Annotated in this window: 14 protein-coding genes; 12 read left to right on the plus strand and 2 right to left on the minus strand. The window is 46.5% G+C overall.

The window, feature by feature from the left end:
- Positions 1-84 precede the first annotated feature (84 nt).
- Together IEY67_RS18330 and IEY67_RS18335 are read right to left on the minus strand one after the other, a co-directional pair.
- Positions 85-1,407: a sensor histidine kinase gene (locus IEY67_RS18330; RefSeq protein WP_183670897.1), complete on the minus strand. Its 1,323-nt coding sequence runs from the start codon at positions 1,405-1,407 to the stop codon at positions 85-87.
- Positions 1,404-2,771: a sigma-54-dependent transcriptional regulator gene (locus tag IEY67_RS18335; protein WP_183670895.1), complete on the minus strand. Its 1,368-nt coding sequence runs from the start codon at positions 2,769-2,771 to the stop codon at positions 1,404-1,406. Before IEY67_RS18335 ends, IEY67_RS18330 begins: the two co-directional genes overlap by 4 nt.
- Positions 2,772-3,122: 351 nt before the next feature.
- Here IEY67_RS18335 and IEY67_RS18340 point away from each other — a divergent pair, with 351 nt between their 5' ends.
- The 12 genes from IEY67_RS18340 (at position 3,123) to rny (ending at position 15,354) form a co-directional block, all read left to right on the plus strand.
- The gene (locus tag IEY67_RS18340; RefSeq protein ID WP_183670893.1) at positions 3,123-5,510 is read left to right on the plus strand and encodes an ABC transporter permease; all 2,388 of its coding nucleotides are present in this window, start codon (positions 3,123-3,125) and stop codon (positions 5,508-5,510) included.
- A 23-nt stretch (positions 5,511-5,533) separates the two neighbouring features.
- The gene (locus tag IEY67_RS18345; RefSeq protein WP_183670891.1) at positions 5,534-7,942 is read left to right on the plus strand and encodes an ABC transporter permease; all 2,409 of its coding nucleotides are present in this window, start codon (positions 5,534-5,536) and stop codon (positions 7,940-7,942) included.
- A gap of 27 nt (positions 7,943-7,969) precedes the next feature.
- Complete coding sequence (locus IEY67_RS18350) at positions 7,970-8,644, plus strand: ABC transporter ATP-binding protein (RefSeq protein ID WP_122373999.1); 675 nt, start codon at positions 7,970-7,972, stop codon at positions 8,642-8,644.
- Between the two features lie 88 nt (positions 8,645-8,732).
- Positions 8,733-9,275 carry a hypoxanthine phosphoribosyltransferase gene (gene hpt, locus IEY67_RS18355; protein WP_122374000.1) on the plus strand — a complete coding sequence of 181 codons (543 nt, stop codon included), beginning with the start codon at positions 8,733-8,735 and terminating at the stop codon, positions 9,273-9,275.
- A 121-nt stretch (positions 9,276-9,396) separates the two neighbouring features.
- Complete coding sequence (locus IEY67_RS18360) at positions 9,397-9,969, plus strand: adenylate kinase (protein WP_122353872.1); 573 nt, start codon at positions 9,397-9,399, stop codon at positions 9,967-9,969.
- A gap of 15 nt (positions 9,970-9,984) precedes the next feature.
- Positions 9,985-11,142 carry a GTPase ObgE gene (gene obgE / locus IEY67_RS18365; RefSeq protein ID WP_122353871.1) on the plus strand — a complete coding sequence of 386 codons (1,158 nt, stop codon included), beginning with the start codon at positions 9,985-9,987 and terminating at the stop codon, positions 11,140-11,142.
- On the plus strand, positions 11,087-11,938 hold the full coding sequence (gene pgeF / locus IEY67_RS18370) for a peptidoglycan editing factor PgeF (protein WP_183670889.1): 852 nt from the start codon (positions 11,087-11,089) through the stop codon (positions 11,936-11,938). The genes obgE and pgeF overlap by 56 nt, the downstream gene beginning before the upstream one ends.
- Before the next feature lie 6 nt (positions 11,939-11,944).
- The gene (locus IEY67_RS18375) at positions 11,945-12,634 is read left to right on the plus strand and encodes a B3/B4 domain-containing protein (protein ID WP_183670887.1); all 690 of its coding nucleotides are present in this window, start codon (positions 11,945-11,947) and stop codon (positions 12,632-12,634) included.
- 129 nt (positions 12,635-12,763) lie between these two features.
- Positions 12,764-12,964, plus strand: a complete 201-nt coding sequence (locus IEY67_RS18380; RefSeq protein WP_007659033.1) for a winged helix-turn-helix domain-containing protein — start codon at positions 12,764-12,766, stop codon at positions 12,962-12,964.
- Positions 12,965-13,112: 148 nt separating this feature from the next.
- Positions 13,113-13,406, plus strand: coding sequence for a coiled-coil domain-containing protein (locus IEY67_RS18385; protein ID WP_122374003.1), 294 nt, complete (start codon positions 13,113-13,115; stop codon positions 13,404-13,406).
- Between the two features lie 5 nt (positions 13,407-13,411).
- Entirely contained in the window at positions 13,412-13,708 is a 297-nt protein-coding gene (locus IEY67_RS18390) for a cell division protein ZapA (protein ID WP_122353867.1), read from the plus strand.
- A gap of 107 nt (positions 13,709-13,815) precedes the next feature.
- Positions 13,816-15,354, plus strand: a complete 1,539-nt coding sequence (gene rny / locus IEY67_RS18395; protein ID WP_122353866.1) for a ribonuclease Y — start codon at positions 13,816-13,818, stop codon at positions 15,352-15,354.
- Positions 15,355-15,538 lie beyond the last annotated feature (184 nt).

Below are 15,538 nucleotides of genomic sequence, written 5' to 3' on the forward strand. Positions count from 1 at the left end.
TGTAACTAAGTATGTCTTATTGATGACTGAGACTTATGCTCAGATAGGTTCACTTCTTTCTAACAATGAAACTATTCCTGTTTTTCAGGCGAAAGTCAGCAGAAAACGGCTACCTTTTCCCGCTTCCGAAATAACGGTCAGGCTCCCTTTGTGCATATACATGATTTGCCTGGAAACACTCAGCCCGATGCCGGAGCCGACAGGTTTGGTGGTAAAAAATGGGATGAAGATGCGCTCCTGGACATCTGCCGGAATGCCTGTCCCGTTATCTTTGACCTGGATAAAGGTTTTCCCCTCTGCATTGATCCCTGCCGACAACTCTATCAACGGGTCCGGGCAATCTATTGTTGCGTCCAGCGCATTTTTTATCAGGTTGATAAGTATTTGCTCGATCAGCGTCTTGTCTGCAATGACCTGTAAATGCGATGAGGAAGGAAGTATCCTTATCGTATCTGTTTCTTCCCTGAACAAGAGGACGACGCTGTTAAGCAGGCTGTCTACCGGAATGATTTCGGGAACCGGAGTAGGGATGCCCGTCACCTTCCGGTAATTCTCTACAAAACGGACCAGGCCGCTGCTTCTCCGGAAAATAGTATTGATCGCCTGGTTCATCTCCTCCCGGTCCTCTTCGCTGATCTCCTCCGAAGCCTGCTTGTTTTTCAGCAGTTCGGAGAGGGAGACGATAGGAGTCATTGAATTCATGATCTCGTGTGTCAGTACCCGGATCAGTTTCTGCCATGCTTCGGTCTCCTTGTTTTCCAGTACGGAACGGATATTCTTCATGCTGACGACTGTAAGCGGCTTGTTCAATACCACGAATGACATGGAAGAGAGTATCAGTTGCGAATAATCCTCCTGCCGGCGGACTTGCAGGATGGAGAGTTCGCCGGGATGCAAAATACGCAGCCGGGCAGGAAGTTCCGGGTGATAAGCTGCCAGATCGTCGATTGTTTCGGCAAAATTCAATCCGGTTTGTATCTTGGCAGCCTGGTTCATCCATTCGATCTGTGCCGTTTCGGAAGAATAAACGAAGACGGAAAGGTCGATATGGTTGGCCAATGCCTGGAAGTATTGCAGTTGGCTTTCTTTCTGTTGCAGATGTTTTTTATAATAAAGTAAGGCATCCTCCATCGCTTCGGTCAACTCACGGGGAAGAGCTTCCGAGTTCTCTCTGGGTGTTTTCCCGGAAGCCAGAAAGTCGGAATAACGTACCGACCAGACAAACTGGCGGAACAGTCGGTCGCTCCGTTCCATCTGCCGGAGCAGATACCAGGCTTCGATCAGAAGAGCGATCCCGGCGATCCCCGCAGAGATGTAGAACTTTCCCGCCACCAGAAATGCGCAAACCAGACTGGTGAGCAGTACTAACAGGATCGAAGCGATGGCCTTTTTCGAGTACTGTTTCATAAGCCGTATTTTTCCAGTCGCCTATATAAAGATGTACGCGTAATACCCAACAGGTCGGCGGCCTGTGTCAGGTTACCCGAGCAATGTAGCAACGCCTCTTGTATCGTATTCTTCTCCAGTTCTTCCAGATTGAATTTCTCCTCTTTCTCCCGGTAACTGGCAACAGGGGTGCGGAGCATGAAGTCATCATATTGCAGTTTCTTCTGGTCGGAAAGGATGACCGCCCGTTCGATGACATGCTGTAGTTCGCGGACGTTGCCCGGCCAGTGGTATTGCTTGAGGAGCTGGCGTGCTTCCCGTGAGAAGCCGTCGATCTCTTTCTTGTATTTCAGGCTGTAGCGTTTCAGGAAATGATCGGCGAGGAGGGAGACATCGTTTCCCCTTTCGCGCAGAGGAGGGATGAACAGCTCGATCGTATTGATCCGGTAAAGCAGGTCCTGACGGAAATTGCCGTCGTTTACTGCCGCATGCAGGTCGGTATTGGTCGCGCAGATCAGCCGGACGTCGATAGGCGTCTCTTTGGTCGATCCCAGGCGGTTTATCTTCTGTTGTTCGATCACCGTGAGCAGCTTCGATTGAAGCATAAGCGGCAGGTTTCCGATCTCATTCAGGAAAAGCGTGCCGCCGGATGCGATCTCGAAACGTCCCGATTTGCTTTTACCTGCATCGGTAAAGGCCCCTTTTTCGTACCCGAACAGTTCGCTTTCAAACAGGTTGTGCGGGATGCTTCCCAGGTCGATAGCTACGAATGCCTCCTGGTTACGTGGCGATTGCTGGTGGAGCGTGTAGGCGATCAGGTCTTTCCCCGTCCCGTTCTCGCCCTGAAGCAGGATATTGGCATCGGCATGTTTCAGTTTATCCAGTGTCCTGAATATCTGCTCCATCACGGGAGATTCGCCGATCACCTCAACTTTAGGCTCTGCAGTGGTGAGCACCGATTTTTGCTCTTTCAGGGTTTGTACCTCACCGCGGCGCAGGCTGAGTTCAAGGGCGGACGAGATAGTTGCCAGCATTTTTTCATTCTGCCAGGGCTTCGGAATAAAGTCGGTGGCGCCTGCTTTGATGGCACGGACAGCCTTTTCCGTATCCGAATAGGCGGTAATCAGGATAACGACAGTCTCGGGTGATATTTCGCGGATGCGTTCCAGCCAGTAAAAGCCTTCTTTCCCGCTGACGGCATCGGCCGTGAAGTTCATATCGAGCAGGATCACGTTGTATTTGGTGGTCGACACGAGCCGGTTGATCTCCTTCGGATTAGTACTGGTCGTAACGCTTTCAGCCAGAGGACGAAGTAACATTTTCAATGTAAAGAGAATGTCTTCGTTATCATCGATCACTAATATTTTGCCTTGTCGTACTGCCATGATATTTGTTCTTCGTGTGTTATAGAGTGCCCCAAACTTAGGTAAAATTTCCGGATAGACGATTAATAATTTGCCAATTTGTTAATATGCCAATGTGCCAATTATGGCAACTATCCTGTTAGTTCTTTCTTAGAAAAGAATTGAAAGTCCCTGCGTTTGGGATTAGTTGTTGGTGATGAACCGTTCGGAATCGTATGGAAAGTGTACGATATCGTACGGTTGTTATATTCTCTGCTATATTTATATATTTAATTTTTAATACGTTATGAAAATGGCATAGATATTGGATATAGTTAGCCAGGTATCGACAGACAGAACGGTATAACATTGACTATCATAAAAGAAATAACCATGTTTAAACATTACATCAAAGTGGCTATCCGCCAGGTTAAACGGAGTTTTCTGTTTTCCTCCATCAACATATTCGGTTTTGTGTTGGGGATGACTGCCGCTTTCCTTATTTACTTATGGATCGTGGATGAACTGACATTTGAGGATTTTAATAAGAACGGCGAATCTATCTACCGGGTGATCCGGGAAGAGCAAACCTCAAACGGTCAGGTGCCTTCTACCGTTACTCCGCTTAGTGAAACATTCCGGAAAGAATTTCCGAAGGTGGAAAATGCGACCTTTATAAAGTACGGTGGGAAATATGACATTCGTACAAAAGAGGTGGCTATCGATGTTAACTATGCATTTGTCGATACGACCTTCTTTGATGTATTCACTTTCCCTGTTGTGGCAGGCGACCCGTCCCTGCTGAAGAAAGATCCGCAACAGATCGTGCTGTCGGAAGCGATAGCCGGGAAACTGTTCGGTAAGACATCGGCTATAGGAAAAGAAGTCGAGTGTAAAAACAGTAAAAAATATTATAAGGTGGCAGCCGTCCTGAAAGTTCCGCGCAAAAGCCATATTCAGTTTGAGGTGCTGGGCAGCTGGGATGCTTATAAATGGGCGGGAATAGAAGATGAAGTCTGGGGCTTTTCAGAAAGAATGCACGTCTTTATCCAACTGAGAAAAGGGAATGCATTGACGGATGCAGACCGGTTGGCCATGCGTGATCTCTGGATGAAACATTCGCAATGGGGGAAGCCCCTGGCGTTCCAGCCGTTGAAAGATATTCATCTGCATACACCTTTCAAAGAACCCAACGATGTGTTCAACCACGGAAATATTCAACAGATTTACCTCTTTGCGGTGTTGGCTATCTTGATTGTCTTTATGGGGGCGTTTAACTTTATGACGTTGTCGACGGCTCGTGCTTCCCTGCGTTCAAAAGAAATCGGTGTCCGGAAGGTGACCGGGGCAAAAAAGAAAAAGCTGATCATGCAGTTCCTGTCGGAAAGTCTGGTGCAGGCTTTTATCTCGTTGCTGCTGGCATTGGCACTGACGGAATTGCTATTACCTTTTTTCAATCTATTTGTCGGAAAGGATATTACTTTGCAGCTCAATTGGCAGACTTTCTTGTTTGTGTTGTTCGGTATCGTCGGCGTAGGTTGTCTGGCCGGGGCTTTCCCCGCTTTCTATATGTCGTCGTTCAGTCCGTTGCTGGCTTTCAAAGGAGGGCAGGTGACCGGTAAGAAGGGTACATTGATCAAGGGACTGGTTTGTGTACAGTTCGTGATCGCAATAACCATGATTATTTGTACGACTGTCATATTCAAGCAACTCCATTATCTGAAGAACGCCGATCTGGGGTTGAACAAAGAGTATCTGATCGAGGTGGATGTTGTAGACTGGCGCCGGGGAGCAGATGGATTTAAACAAGAGATACTTAAAAATCCGTATGTCAAGAGCGTTGCGTTGGGGGTGGAGATCACAAACTACCTGCAGGGATATGGCTTTGAACAAAGTATGTTCAGCTGGGAAGACGAGAATGGAAAAACAGACTCGGTAAAGATGGTCGGAATGGTCGGAGACAGCGACTTTATTCCAGCTTTGGGACTGACCTTGCTGAAAGGGGAAACTTTCGGAGCGAATCCCGACCATTACTGGGATGGTTCCTATGCAAAGGAATCGCCGATCGTTATCAATGAAACGGCCTGGAAGATGCTGAAGGTCGAGAACCCGGTCGGTATGTTGCTGACGGGCGGCGGGATCGGTATCCGTAATTCCAGGGTCGTAGGTGTTGTGAAAGACTTTAACTTCCAGCCGCTACGGGAAAAGATAAAACCGGCATTCTTCTATTATACGGTTCAGTTGTTTAATTATATGTATATCCGGATCTCGGCAGAGAACCAGACCGAGACGTTGGAGTTCCTGAAAAAGGAATATGAAGAAGCACGTCCGGATATGCTTTTCAATTACCGTTTCCTGACAGATGTATTAAATGAGAATTATGCCCGCGAGCAGCAACAAAGCCAGATGTTCCTGATCTTTACCGTATTGGCGATTATCGTTGCCATGATGGGAGTATTCGGACTGGTGGCTCTTTCTACGGTGCAGCGGACAAAAGAAATAGGTGTCCGCAAGGTGAATGGGGCACATTCCGACCGGATCGTGAAGATGTTCTGCCGTGAATACCTGATTTGGGTGGGGGTTGCTTTTGTGATCTCCTGTCCGCTTGGTTACCTCTTCATGCTGAAATGGTTGAGCAACTTTGCTTACCAGACCACGATCAGCTGGTGGCTTTTCCCATTGGCAGGCGGCATTATACTCCTGATAACCTTGTTGACCGTCATGGCCCAGACCTGGCGTGCCGCCTCCCGGAATCCGGTAGAATCTTTACGATATGAATAAAAGAACAAACAAACGATAACGATATGTTGAAACATTATGTAAAAGTAGCCTTTCGGTTGATAAAGAGAAGTTTTCTGTTCTCATCCATCAATATGCTGGGCTTTGTATTGGGGATGACGGCCGCTTTCCTGATTTACCTCTGGATTGTGGATGAACTGACATTCGAGGATTTCCATAAAAACGGCGACTCTGTCTACCGTGTGATTGCCGTGAACCGGGATGAAGGCGGACAAGTAAAAGAATCTGTCTATACGGTGGCTCCGTTAAGTAAAACCTTCCGGGAGGATTTTCCACAGGTGGAGAACGCGACCTTTATGCTTAACTTCGGTACGTTGAACCTCCATTCGGGAGCTGACCTGATCGAAGCAAAATATACGTATGTGGATACTACTTTCTTTGATGTATTCAGTTTTCCGGTCCTTGCCGGCGATCCGAATCTGATGAAGAAAGACCCGCAGCAAATCGTGCTGGCTAAGTCGGCTGCACAAAAGCTGTTCGGACAGTCGACGGCTGTCGGGAGAGAAGTAACCTGCCAATTCCTGGGACAGCTCAACCGCTATAAGGTGGCTGCCGTGTTGGATGTACCTCGTAAAAGCCATATTCAGTTTGAAGTGTTACTGAGTGAGCAGGCTTATTTTGAGCCGATGAGCTGGGATTATGTGGAAGGGACAAATGTATATGTCCAGTTGAAGAAAGGTACTGTTCTTTCGGATGCCGACCGGCAAGCGATGAGCCGTGCCTGGCAGGACAGACAGGAAGGCGGGTTGTCGCTGGAGTTCCAGCCGCTAAATGATATTCACCTGCATACCTGGTTTAAAGACCCGGAAGTCAGCAACTATGGAAGTATGTCACAGATCTGGTTGTTCACAGCCCTGGCATTGCTGATCATATTTATGGGAGCATTCAACTTTACTACTTTGTCGACGGCACGTGCATCCCTGCGTTATAAAGAGATCGGTGTCCGGAAAGTGACAGGGGCGAAACGTAAAATGCTGATCGTGCAGTTCCTGTCGGAAAGTCTGGTGCAGGCTTTTCTTTCGCTGGTCCTGGCGCTGGCACTGACGGAGTTGCTGTTGCCTTTCTTCAATGTGTTTGTCGCGAAGGATATTGTTTTGCAGTTCAACTGGCAGACTTTGTTGTTTATCCTGTTCGGGATCATAGGGATCGGTTGCCTGTCGGGTGCTTTCCCCGCCTTTTATATGTCGTCGTTCAATCCGTTGCTTGCTTTCAAAGGTGGAAAGGCTACCGGTAAGAAAGGGATGCTGATCAAAGGACTTGTTTGCGTACAGTTTATTATAGCCATAACGATGCTTTTCTCCACTTCGGTTGTATTCAAACAACTTCATTACCTGCAAAATGCGGATTTGGGATTCGATAGGGAAGAGATGATAGTCGTCAATTGCGGAGAGTTCGAGCTGATGTCTTACTTCGGCGGTCTGGGCATAGACGATTACCGGCAGGAAGTCATGAAGAACCCGAATGTCAAGCATGTGGCAGGCGGTGTGGAACTCTCGAATTACCTCCGCGGACATAAAACGGAAGAAACAGTCTTCAGCTGGCAGCATGACAACGGACAGGTGGATTCGTTGAAGCTGGTCGGCGTAGTAGGTGACGGTAACTTTATGGGGACTTTAGGGTTGACATTGCTCAAAGGCGAGGTGTTCGGTGCCGATAAGAATGCTTATATGGACGGAACATATAGTAAGGAATCGCCTGTCGTGATCAATGAAACGGCCTGGAAGATGATGAATGTGAAAGATCCGATCGGCATGGTCGTTCAGAATAACGGATGGTTCGGAGAGACTTCGCGGATTGTCGGCGTGGTAAAAGATTTTCATTTCCAGCCGCTGCGAGAGAAGGTGAAGCCTGCTTACCTGTATTATTCCCGCCAATTATTGAATACGTTGTACATCAAGATAGCTCCGGAGAATAGGATGGAGACTTTGAAGTTCCTGAAAGAAAAATATGAAGAGATGCGTCCGGACAATGTTTTCTCTTACCGTTTCTTCTCGGATGCCCTCAACCGGAACTATGCCCATGAACAACAACTGGGGGAAATGTTCCTGGTGTTTACGGTACTGGCTATCGTTGTTGCTATGATGGGCGTGTTAGGGTTGGTTGCCCTTGCCACTGCACAACGGACGAAAGAGATCGGGGTCCGTAAAGTGAACGGGGCACATTCCGACCGGATCGTACGGATGTTTTGCCGGGAGTATATACTTTGGGTAGGAGTTGCCTTTCTGGTAGCCTGTCCGCTCGGTTATCTCCTGATGGTTCGCTGGCTGAGTAACTTCGCTTATCAGACGACGATCAGCTGGTGGCTCTTCCCTGTATCGGGGTTGATCATTTTGTTGATTACTGTCTTGACAGTAGTCGTGCAAACCTGGCGTGCCGCTTCCCGGAACCCGGTGGAATCGTTACGATATGAATAAAACAATAAGAATAATAATAGAAAGATCATGATAAAAGCAGTAAATTTAACGAAAGTGTTTCGTACGGAGAGTGTTGAGACGACAGCCCTTAATGGCATCAATCTGGAAATAAACCAAGGTGAGTTCCTGGCAATCATGGGACCTTCCGGCTGTGGCAAATCTACCTTGCTGAATCTGTTGGGGTTATTGGATAACCCGACTTCCGGCGAGTTATGGTTTATGGACCAGGAAGTTTCCCGCTATACGGAGAATAACCGTACCGACTTGCGGAATGGTAATCTGGGGTTTGTCTTTCAGAGTTTCAACCTGATAGATGAACTGACCGTGTTTGAGAATGTGGAGCTTCCCTTATTGTATGCCGGGGTTCCGGCAAAAGAACGGATGACGAGGGTAAACGCTGCGCTCGACCGGATGCAGATTGCCCATCGTACGGAACATTATCCACAACAATTATCCGGTGGCCAGCAGCAACGTGTGGCTATTGCCCGTGCCATTGTTACGAATCCCCAGATAATCCTCGCGGATGAACCGACCGGAAACCTGGATTCCGTGAACGGCAGCGAGGTGATGAACCTGCTTCTCGAATTAAACAAGGAAGGTTCGACCGTTGTCATGGTAACTCACTCGGAAGAAAATGCCCGGATGGCGGGACGGCTGATCCGCATGATGGATGGAAATATCCTGACGGAAAGCTATAAATAACACATAATATTGCTTCTGTATTCATTCCTACCTGTTTGTGCTTCGATGAAAATGTTGTACCTTTGCTCCCTCGAAAAATAAACGGTATATGGATAAGATCCGATTAAAAGACAAAGAATTTGAACTGTTTATCCCGGAGAAGGAGATCAAGGAGGCCATTGCGAAGATGGCTGAACAGATCAAGGCGGATGTGGGAGACAGCAATCCCCTGTTCGTAGGGGTATTGAACGGTGCGTTTATGTTTACTGCCGAACTGATGAGGCAGATGGATACGCACTATGAAATTACATTTGCCCGTTATTCATCCTACCGGGGTCTTAATACCACAGGAGTTGTTCGTGAGATTATGCCGGTGCAGGCCGATGTGAAGGGACGCACCCTGATCCTGCTGGAAGATATTATCGATACCGGCTACACCATGCAGTTCGTGATGGATAAGTTAAGGAATGACGGTGCAGCCGATGTCAGGCTGGCAACCATGTTATTCAAACCGGATTCTCTGAAATGCGATTTGAAGCCAGACTATGTGGGCATCCGGATCCCCAGCGATTTTATTGTAGGCTACGGACTTGACTATGACGAGATGGGACGTGCCTACCGGGATATATATAAGGTAATAGTTGACAAGTGACAGTTGACAGTTGACAGATGGTTGCTAGTAATCAATCGGTCGAAGACCGAAATAATTGTCAACTGTCACTTGTCAACTGTCAACTGAAAAGTATATTTATATAAAACTAAGAAACAATATTATGTTGAACGTTGTTATTTTTGGTGCTCCCGGATCTGGAAAGGGAACACAGAGCGAGTTGATCATTAAAGAGTATGGTTTGGATCACATTTCAACAGGTGATGTGTTGCGTGCTGAAATGAAAGGTGAAACAGAACTTGGTAAGATCGCAAAAGATTATATTGAAAAAGGTCAGCTTGTACCGGATGAACTGATTGTCGATATGCTGGCAAAGGTATTGGATAGCAAGGCTGGTTCTAAGGGTGTTATCTTCGATGGTTTCCCTCGTACTATTCCGCAGGCAAAGGCACTGAAAGAGATGCTGAACAAACGGGGTACGGATGTATCTGTTATGTTGAACCTGCAGGTGGAAGAAGAAGAACTGATCAATCGTCTGCTGGAACGCGGCAAAGTATCAGGACGCTCTGACGATAACCTGGAAACGATCAAATCGAGACTGGAAGTTTACCACAACCAGACGGCTCCGTTGGCAGACTATTATGTTGGCGAAGGCAAACATGTTGGTATTCACGGTATGGGTACAGTAGAAGAAATCTTCGGCCGTATCAAAGAAGCAGTAAATAAAGTAAAATAAGAAAGAAATAAGAAAATGGCTGAATCAAACTTTGTAGATTACGTAAAGATCTATTGCCGCTCGGGAAAGGGCGGAAGAGGGTCTTCTCACTTTCGTCGTGAGAAATATATTCCGAAAGGAGGTCCCGACGGAGGCGACGGGGGGAGAGGAGGCCATGTATATCTTCGTGGTAACCGGAATTACTGGACACTCCTGCACCTGAAGTTCGAACGTCATATCATGGCGACGAACGGCGAAGGCGGAAGTGCTAAACGTAGCTTCGGAAAAGACGGTGAAGATCGGGTGATCGAAGTGCCTTGCGGAACCGTGGTATATGATGCCGAAACCGGCGAATATATCTGTGACGTTACCGAAGACGGACAGGAAGTCATGTTGCTGAAAGGCGGACGCGGCGGACAAGGCAACTGGCATTTCAAAACGTCTACCAACCAGGCTCCCCGTTATGCTCAACCGGGCGAACCGGCTCAGGAGCGCAAGGTGATCCTGCAGTTGAAGTTACTTGCCGACGTAGGTCTGGTAGGTTTTCCGAATGCAGGAAAGTCAACGTTACTCTCTGTCGTATCGGCTGCTAAACCGAAGATCGCCAATTATCCGTTTACTACCCTCGAACCGAATCTGGGTATCGTGAGCTATCGCGATCACCGTTCGTTCGTCATGGCGGATATTCCCGGTATTATCGAAGGGGCGAGTGAAGGTAAGGGCCTCGGACTTCGTTTCCTTCGTCATATCGAACGAAATTCCCTGCTTCTCTTTATGATCCCGGCAGATTCCGACGATATAAAGAAAGAATATGAGATCCTTCATAACGAATTGGTAAAATACAATCCGGAACTGCTTGGTAAGAGCCGTGTACTGGCTATCACCAAGAGCGATATGCTGGATGACGAACTGATCGAAGCGTTGTCGGAGGAACTACCGGAAGGTGTTCCGCATGTGTTTATCTCCTCTATCACCCAGCAAGGCATTACAGAATTGAAAGACTTGCTATGGAAGGAGTTGAATAAGGAAACCTTCCACCAGGTCGAGAATATCGTTCATCAGAATATCGACGTAAATTCTATTCCGCTGGATGATGACGACGATGATTTCGTCTTTCCTGTGGATGAGGATGATCCGGATGAAGAGTATGAGGAATACGAGTGGGACGACGAAGATGAAGAAACTGAAAAGTAATACAGTCGAAATGTTGCAATTCTCCGGATTAAGTGGGGAATGCAACATTTCTCATTTTATAACGACCCGTCACGGTGGCGTGAGCAAAGGGAATTATGCAGCACTGAATCCGGGAGAGTATAGCGGAGATGATCCGGTTGCTGTCCGGATGAATCGTCAGCTCCTTGCGGATGCGGTTGGGATTTCTCCCGAAAAGATTTTTGCCCCTTTCCAGGTGCATGAGGCGGAAATAGGGTATATCGATACTGATTTCCTTTCTCTTACGGAGACAGGGCAGAAGGATGAGATGAACGGTAAAGATGCCTTGGTAACCGATATTCCGGGAATTTGTGTGGCTGTTTCTACAGCAGATTGTGTCCCTGTCCTGGTTTATGCACCGGATAAAAAGGTGGTGGCCGCTATCCATGCGGGATGGCGGGGAACGGTAAAGCAGATCGTTGCTAAAACAATCGGTTGTATGGTGGATCGGTATGCCTGCGATCCTTTACAGATGATGGCCGGTATTGCACCGTCGATCGGCCGGGAGGCTTTTGAGGTGGGAGAGGAAGTTGTCGGTGCCTTTCGGGCAACCGGGGTGGATATGAATCGTATAATGACGCGAAACTCACTGACCGGCAAAGCTCATATCGACCTTTGGGAAGCGAACCGTATCCAACTGCTTCAATCCGGATTACCGGAGGATGGTATCGAGGTTTCCGGCATCTGTACTTATCTGCATGATAACGATTTTTTCTCAGCCCGTCGGTTGGGTATTAAAAGCGGACGCATCCTGTCCGGTATACTAATTAAAGAGTAATACTATATGATACATGTTTCTATCTCGGAAGAAATAGCGAAGGCGTGTCCGGAGCTGCATATTGCTGTTGTGCAATGCGACGTGGTAAATACAGCATCAGACGAACAGTTGTGGAAAGAGATCACGGAAGTGGAAACCCTTGTCCGTTGTTCCTGTAAACTGGAAGAGATAAATAAATTCCCTCCTATCCGGGCAACCCGGCAGGCTTATAAACGCCTGGGAAAAGACCCGAATCGGTACCGTCCTTCAGCGGAAGCGCTTCGCAGACGTATCCTTCGTGAATTGCCCTTGTATAAAATAGATACGTTAGTCGATATAATTAATCTTTTATCCATCCGGAGCGGTTATTCCATCGGTGGGTTCGATGCCGGTAAAATAGATGGTAACCTCGTGCTGGGAGTCGGCCAGGAAGGAGAACTTTATCATGGAATAGGTCGTGGCGAATTAAATATAGCCGGTCTTCCGGTATATCGCGATAACCAGGGAGGCGTTGGAACTCCGACCAGCGATGAGGAGCGGACCAAGATCGACATACACACGGGAAAGCTGTTAATGATTATAAACGGATACTCGGGAGAGAATGGTTTACGGGAGGCCGTCTCCTATGGCGTCGATCTTTTAAGCCGATATGTTTCAGCAACAAACTTCGAAATAGAGGAAATTACGCCTGAAAGTAGAGTGAAAATATTGTTATAAACGTGTTAATTATGTTTATAAACCTCAAAAACACCCGGTTTTATGCTAAAAAACATCTATTTCCTTTTGTTTTAATCGATTAATCTCTAAATTTGCCCCCGTTAACGAATTAACAAAACGAAAAAGAAAATGATCGAATTGATTGGAACAAACGCCGGCCTCGTTTGGACAGTATTGAACGAAGGCGGAAAAATGAGTGTAAAGGCAGTAAAGAAAGCAACTAAGATCAAAGCAGAAAAAGACATGTATGCTGCGTTTGGTTGGTTAGCAAAAGAAGGAAAGTTGTCTTTCGAAGAGATTGAAGGTGAATTATTTGTTGCGCTGATTTAATCACGTAACCGATACTAGGTAAAGGAGGGCTGTTCGGATAGTATTTGGACGGCCTTTTGTGTGTCTATACGTTTTCGGTTTAAAAAAACGGACTGACTGTTGCTTAATTCAATTCTAAATTTTACTTTTGTATAGAATTTGGTGTGAAATGACCGAAGATCAAAAGAGACTGTTGGCTGTATTTGAGGTAAGGGTTCGTGATTTAATGGAATTATGTAATAAGCAAAACCATAAGATCAACGAGCTCACAACTGTTTTGAACCATAAGGAAACAGAATTGAAGCAGGCAATAAAAACGATTGAAGAGTTGAATACCAAATGCGATAAGCTGTTGACAGCAAGAGTAGTTTCTGTAAATGAAGGGGAAATGAAAAGTGCAAGGATGCGCTTATCGAAGTTAGTGCGGGAAGTAGACAAGTGCATTGCACTATTAAACGAATAGAAGCGATGGACGATAAATTTCTTATACATTTAGAAATAGCCGAAAAGAGTTACGGCCTCTGGATTGATCGGGGTGAAGAACAGCTTGCGCGGGATGCTGCCAAGCAAATACGTAATAAGATCAACCAGTATCGGCAATATTTTGCTAAATCCGATGTGGATGTAAAAGATTTGTTAGCCATGGTTGCTTTTCAATTGTCTATGAGTAATTTGCAATTGGAAGATAAAAACGATACAAGTCCTATTACAGATAAGATACAAGAACTCACGGGTGAGTTGGAGAAGTATTTGAAGGATAAGTAATTATATAATAATTGTAAGAAGAGTTTCCGCACTGCTCTGCACGGTGAATCGTGTATTGTAGTGCTTTTTTTGTTTTTATATATAAATGAATTTAAACTATAAGTAAAATGGCTGTGTATATAATCATATCATCAATTGTGGCTCTCCTGATAGGGGGGCTGTTGACGTGGTTGAGCATGCGTTTTCTTCTGAAATCGAGGTACGATTCCGTACTGAGGGAAGCTGAGAAGGAAGCGGAAGTGATCAAGAAGAATAAATTGCTGGAAGTAAAGGAAAAATTCCTTCATCTGAAAGCGGATCTGGAAAAACAAGTATCGGCAAGGAACGCAAAGATCCAGTCGGCCGAAGGTAAACTGAAACAACGTGAACTGACCCTGAATCAGCGTCAGGAAGATTTGCAGCGTAAAAACTGTGAAATAGATGCTGTAAAGGAAAATCTGGCTAACCAGCTGGAACTGGTAGATCGTAAAAAACAGGATCTGGAAAAACTTCACCAGAGAGAGATCGAGCAGTTGGAAGCTCTTTCCGGTCTTTCTGCCGATGAAGCAAAAGAACGCCTGATCGAATCGTTGAAAGACGAAGCCAAATCGGAAGCTACTTCTTATATCAATGAGATCATGGAAGAAGCGAAGATGACTGCTAATAAAGAAGCAAAGAAGATCGTTATCCAGTCTATCCAGCGTGTAGCAACTGAAACGGCGATTGAAAACTCTATCACTGTGTTCCATATCGAATCGGATGAGATCAAAGGTCGTATCATCGGTCGTGAAGGTCGTAATATCCGAGCCCTGGAAGCTGCTACCGGTATCGAGATCGTTGTGGACGATACTCCTGAAGCAATCGTACTTTCCGGATTTGATCCGGTTCGCCGTGAAATAGCCCGTCTGGCATTGCACCAATTGGTACAGGACGGACGTATCCACCCGGCCCGTATCGAAGAGGTGGTAACTAAGGTGAAAAAGCAGGTGGAAGACGAGGTGGTTGAAACCGGTAAACGTACCGTGATCGACCTGGGGGTTCATGGATTGCATCCTGAGCTGATCCGTATGATCGGTAAGATGAAATATCGTTCTTCTTATGGTCAGAACCTGTTGCAGCATGCCCGTGAAACAGCCAATCTTTGTGCTGTGATGGCTTCCGAGCTGGGACTGAACCCGAAGAAAGCAAAACGTGCCGGCTTACTGCATGATATTGGTAAAGTGCCTGATGATGAACCGGAATTGCCGCACGCAATCCTGGGTATGAAGCTTTGCGAGAAATATAAGGAAAAACCGGATATTTGTAATGCGGTAGGTGCCCACCACGATGAGATCGAGATGCAGACCCTGCTGGCTCCGATCGTTCAGGTTTGTGATGCTATCTCAGGTGCCCGTCCGGGTGCCCGTCGTGAGATCGTCGAGGCTTATATCAAACGATTGAATGATCTCGAACAATTAGCTTTGTCTTATCCGGGCGTTGTGAAGACTTATGCTATCCAGGCTGGTCGTGAGCTTCGCGTAATTGTTGGAGCAGATAAGATCGACGACAAGGATACAGAAAATCTGTCAAACGAAATTGCTAAGAAGATCCAGGACGAAATGACTTATCCGGGACAGGTGAAAATCACGGTTATCCGCGAAACACGTGCCGTAAGTTATGCGAAATAAAGTCTTTTAGGAAATATTTAGAACAAATATTTAAGGTGGCCGGTCTATTCAGATCGGCCATTTTTATTTTGTGCAACTGTTAATTCTTAGACTTTGAGGTAGGAGAAGTGGGTTGATAGTATTATTATATTTTGCACAATAACAGGGAGTTATCATCGTGTCCGGTCTTGTATTCTATTTGTTT

The organism is Parabacteroides faecis (assembly GCF_014647375.1).
GTDB classification, from domain to species: Bacteria; Bacteroidota; Bacteroidia; order Bacteroidales; family Tannerellaceae; genus Parabacteroides; species Parabacteroides faecis.

Coding starts and splice junctions, on each gene's coding strand:
- obgE (WP_122353871.1), top strand. CDS start 9,985: ATGGCTGAATCAAACTTTGTAGATTACGTAAAGATCTATTGCCGCTCG.
- IEY67_RS18340 (WP_183670893.1), top strand. CDS start 3,123: ATGTTTAAACATTACATCAAAGTGGCTATCCGCCAGGTTAAACGGAGT.
- hpt (WP_122374000.1), top strand. CDS start 8,733: ATGGATAAGATCCGATTAAAAGACAAAGAATTTGAACTGTTTATCCCG.
- IEY67_RS18375 (WP_183670887.1), top strand. CDS start 11,945: ATGATACATGTTTCTATCTCGGAAGAAATAGCGAAGGCGTGTCCGGAG.
- IEY67_RS18330 (WP_183670897.1), bottom strand. CDS start 1,407: ATGAAACAGTACTCGAAAAAGGCCATCGCTTCGATCCTGTTAGTACTG.
- IEY67_RS18385 (WP_122374003.1), top strand. CDS start 13,113: ATGACCGAAGATCAAAAGAGACTGTTGGCTGTATTTGAGGTAAGGGTT.
- IEY67_RS18345 (WP_183670891.1), top strand. CDS start 5,534: ATGTTGAAACATTATGTAAAAGTAGCCTTTCGGTTGATAAAGAGAAGT.
- pgeF (WP_183670889.1), top strand. CDS start 11,087: ATGAAGAGTATGAGGAATACGAGTGGGACGACGAAGATGAAGAAACTG.
- IEY67_RS18350 (WP_122373999.1), top strand. CDS start 7,970: ATGATAAAAGCAGTAAATTTAACGAAAGTGTTTCGTACGGAGAGTGTT.
- IEY67_RS18390 (WP_122353867.1), top strand. CDS start 13,412: ATGGACGATAAATTTCTTATACATTTAGAAATAGCCGAAAAGAGTTAC.
- IEY67_RS18360 (WP_122353872.1), top strand. CDS start 9,397: ATGTTGAACGTTGTTATTTTTGGTGCTCCCGGATCTGGAAAGGGAACA.
- IEY67_RS18380 (WP_007659033.1), top strand. CDS start 12,764: ATGATCGAATTGATTGGAACAAACGCCGGCCTCGTTTGGACAGTATTG.
- rny (WP_122353866.1), top strand. CDS start 13,816: ATGGCTGTGTATATAATCATATCATCAATTGTGGCTCTCCTGATAGGG.
- IEY67_RS18335 (WP_183670895.1), bottom strand. CDS start 2,771: ATGGCAGTACGACAAGGCAAAATATTAGTGATCGATGATAACGAAGAC.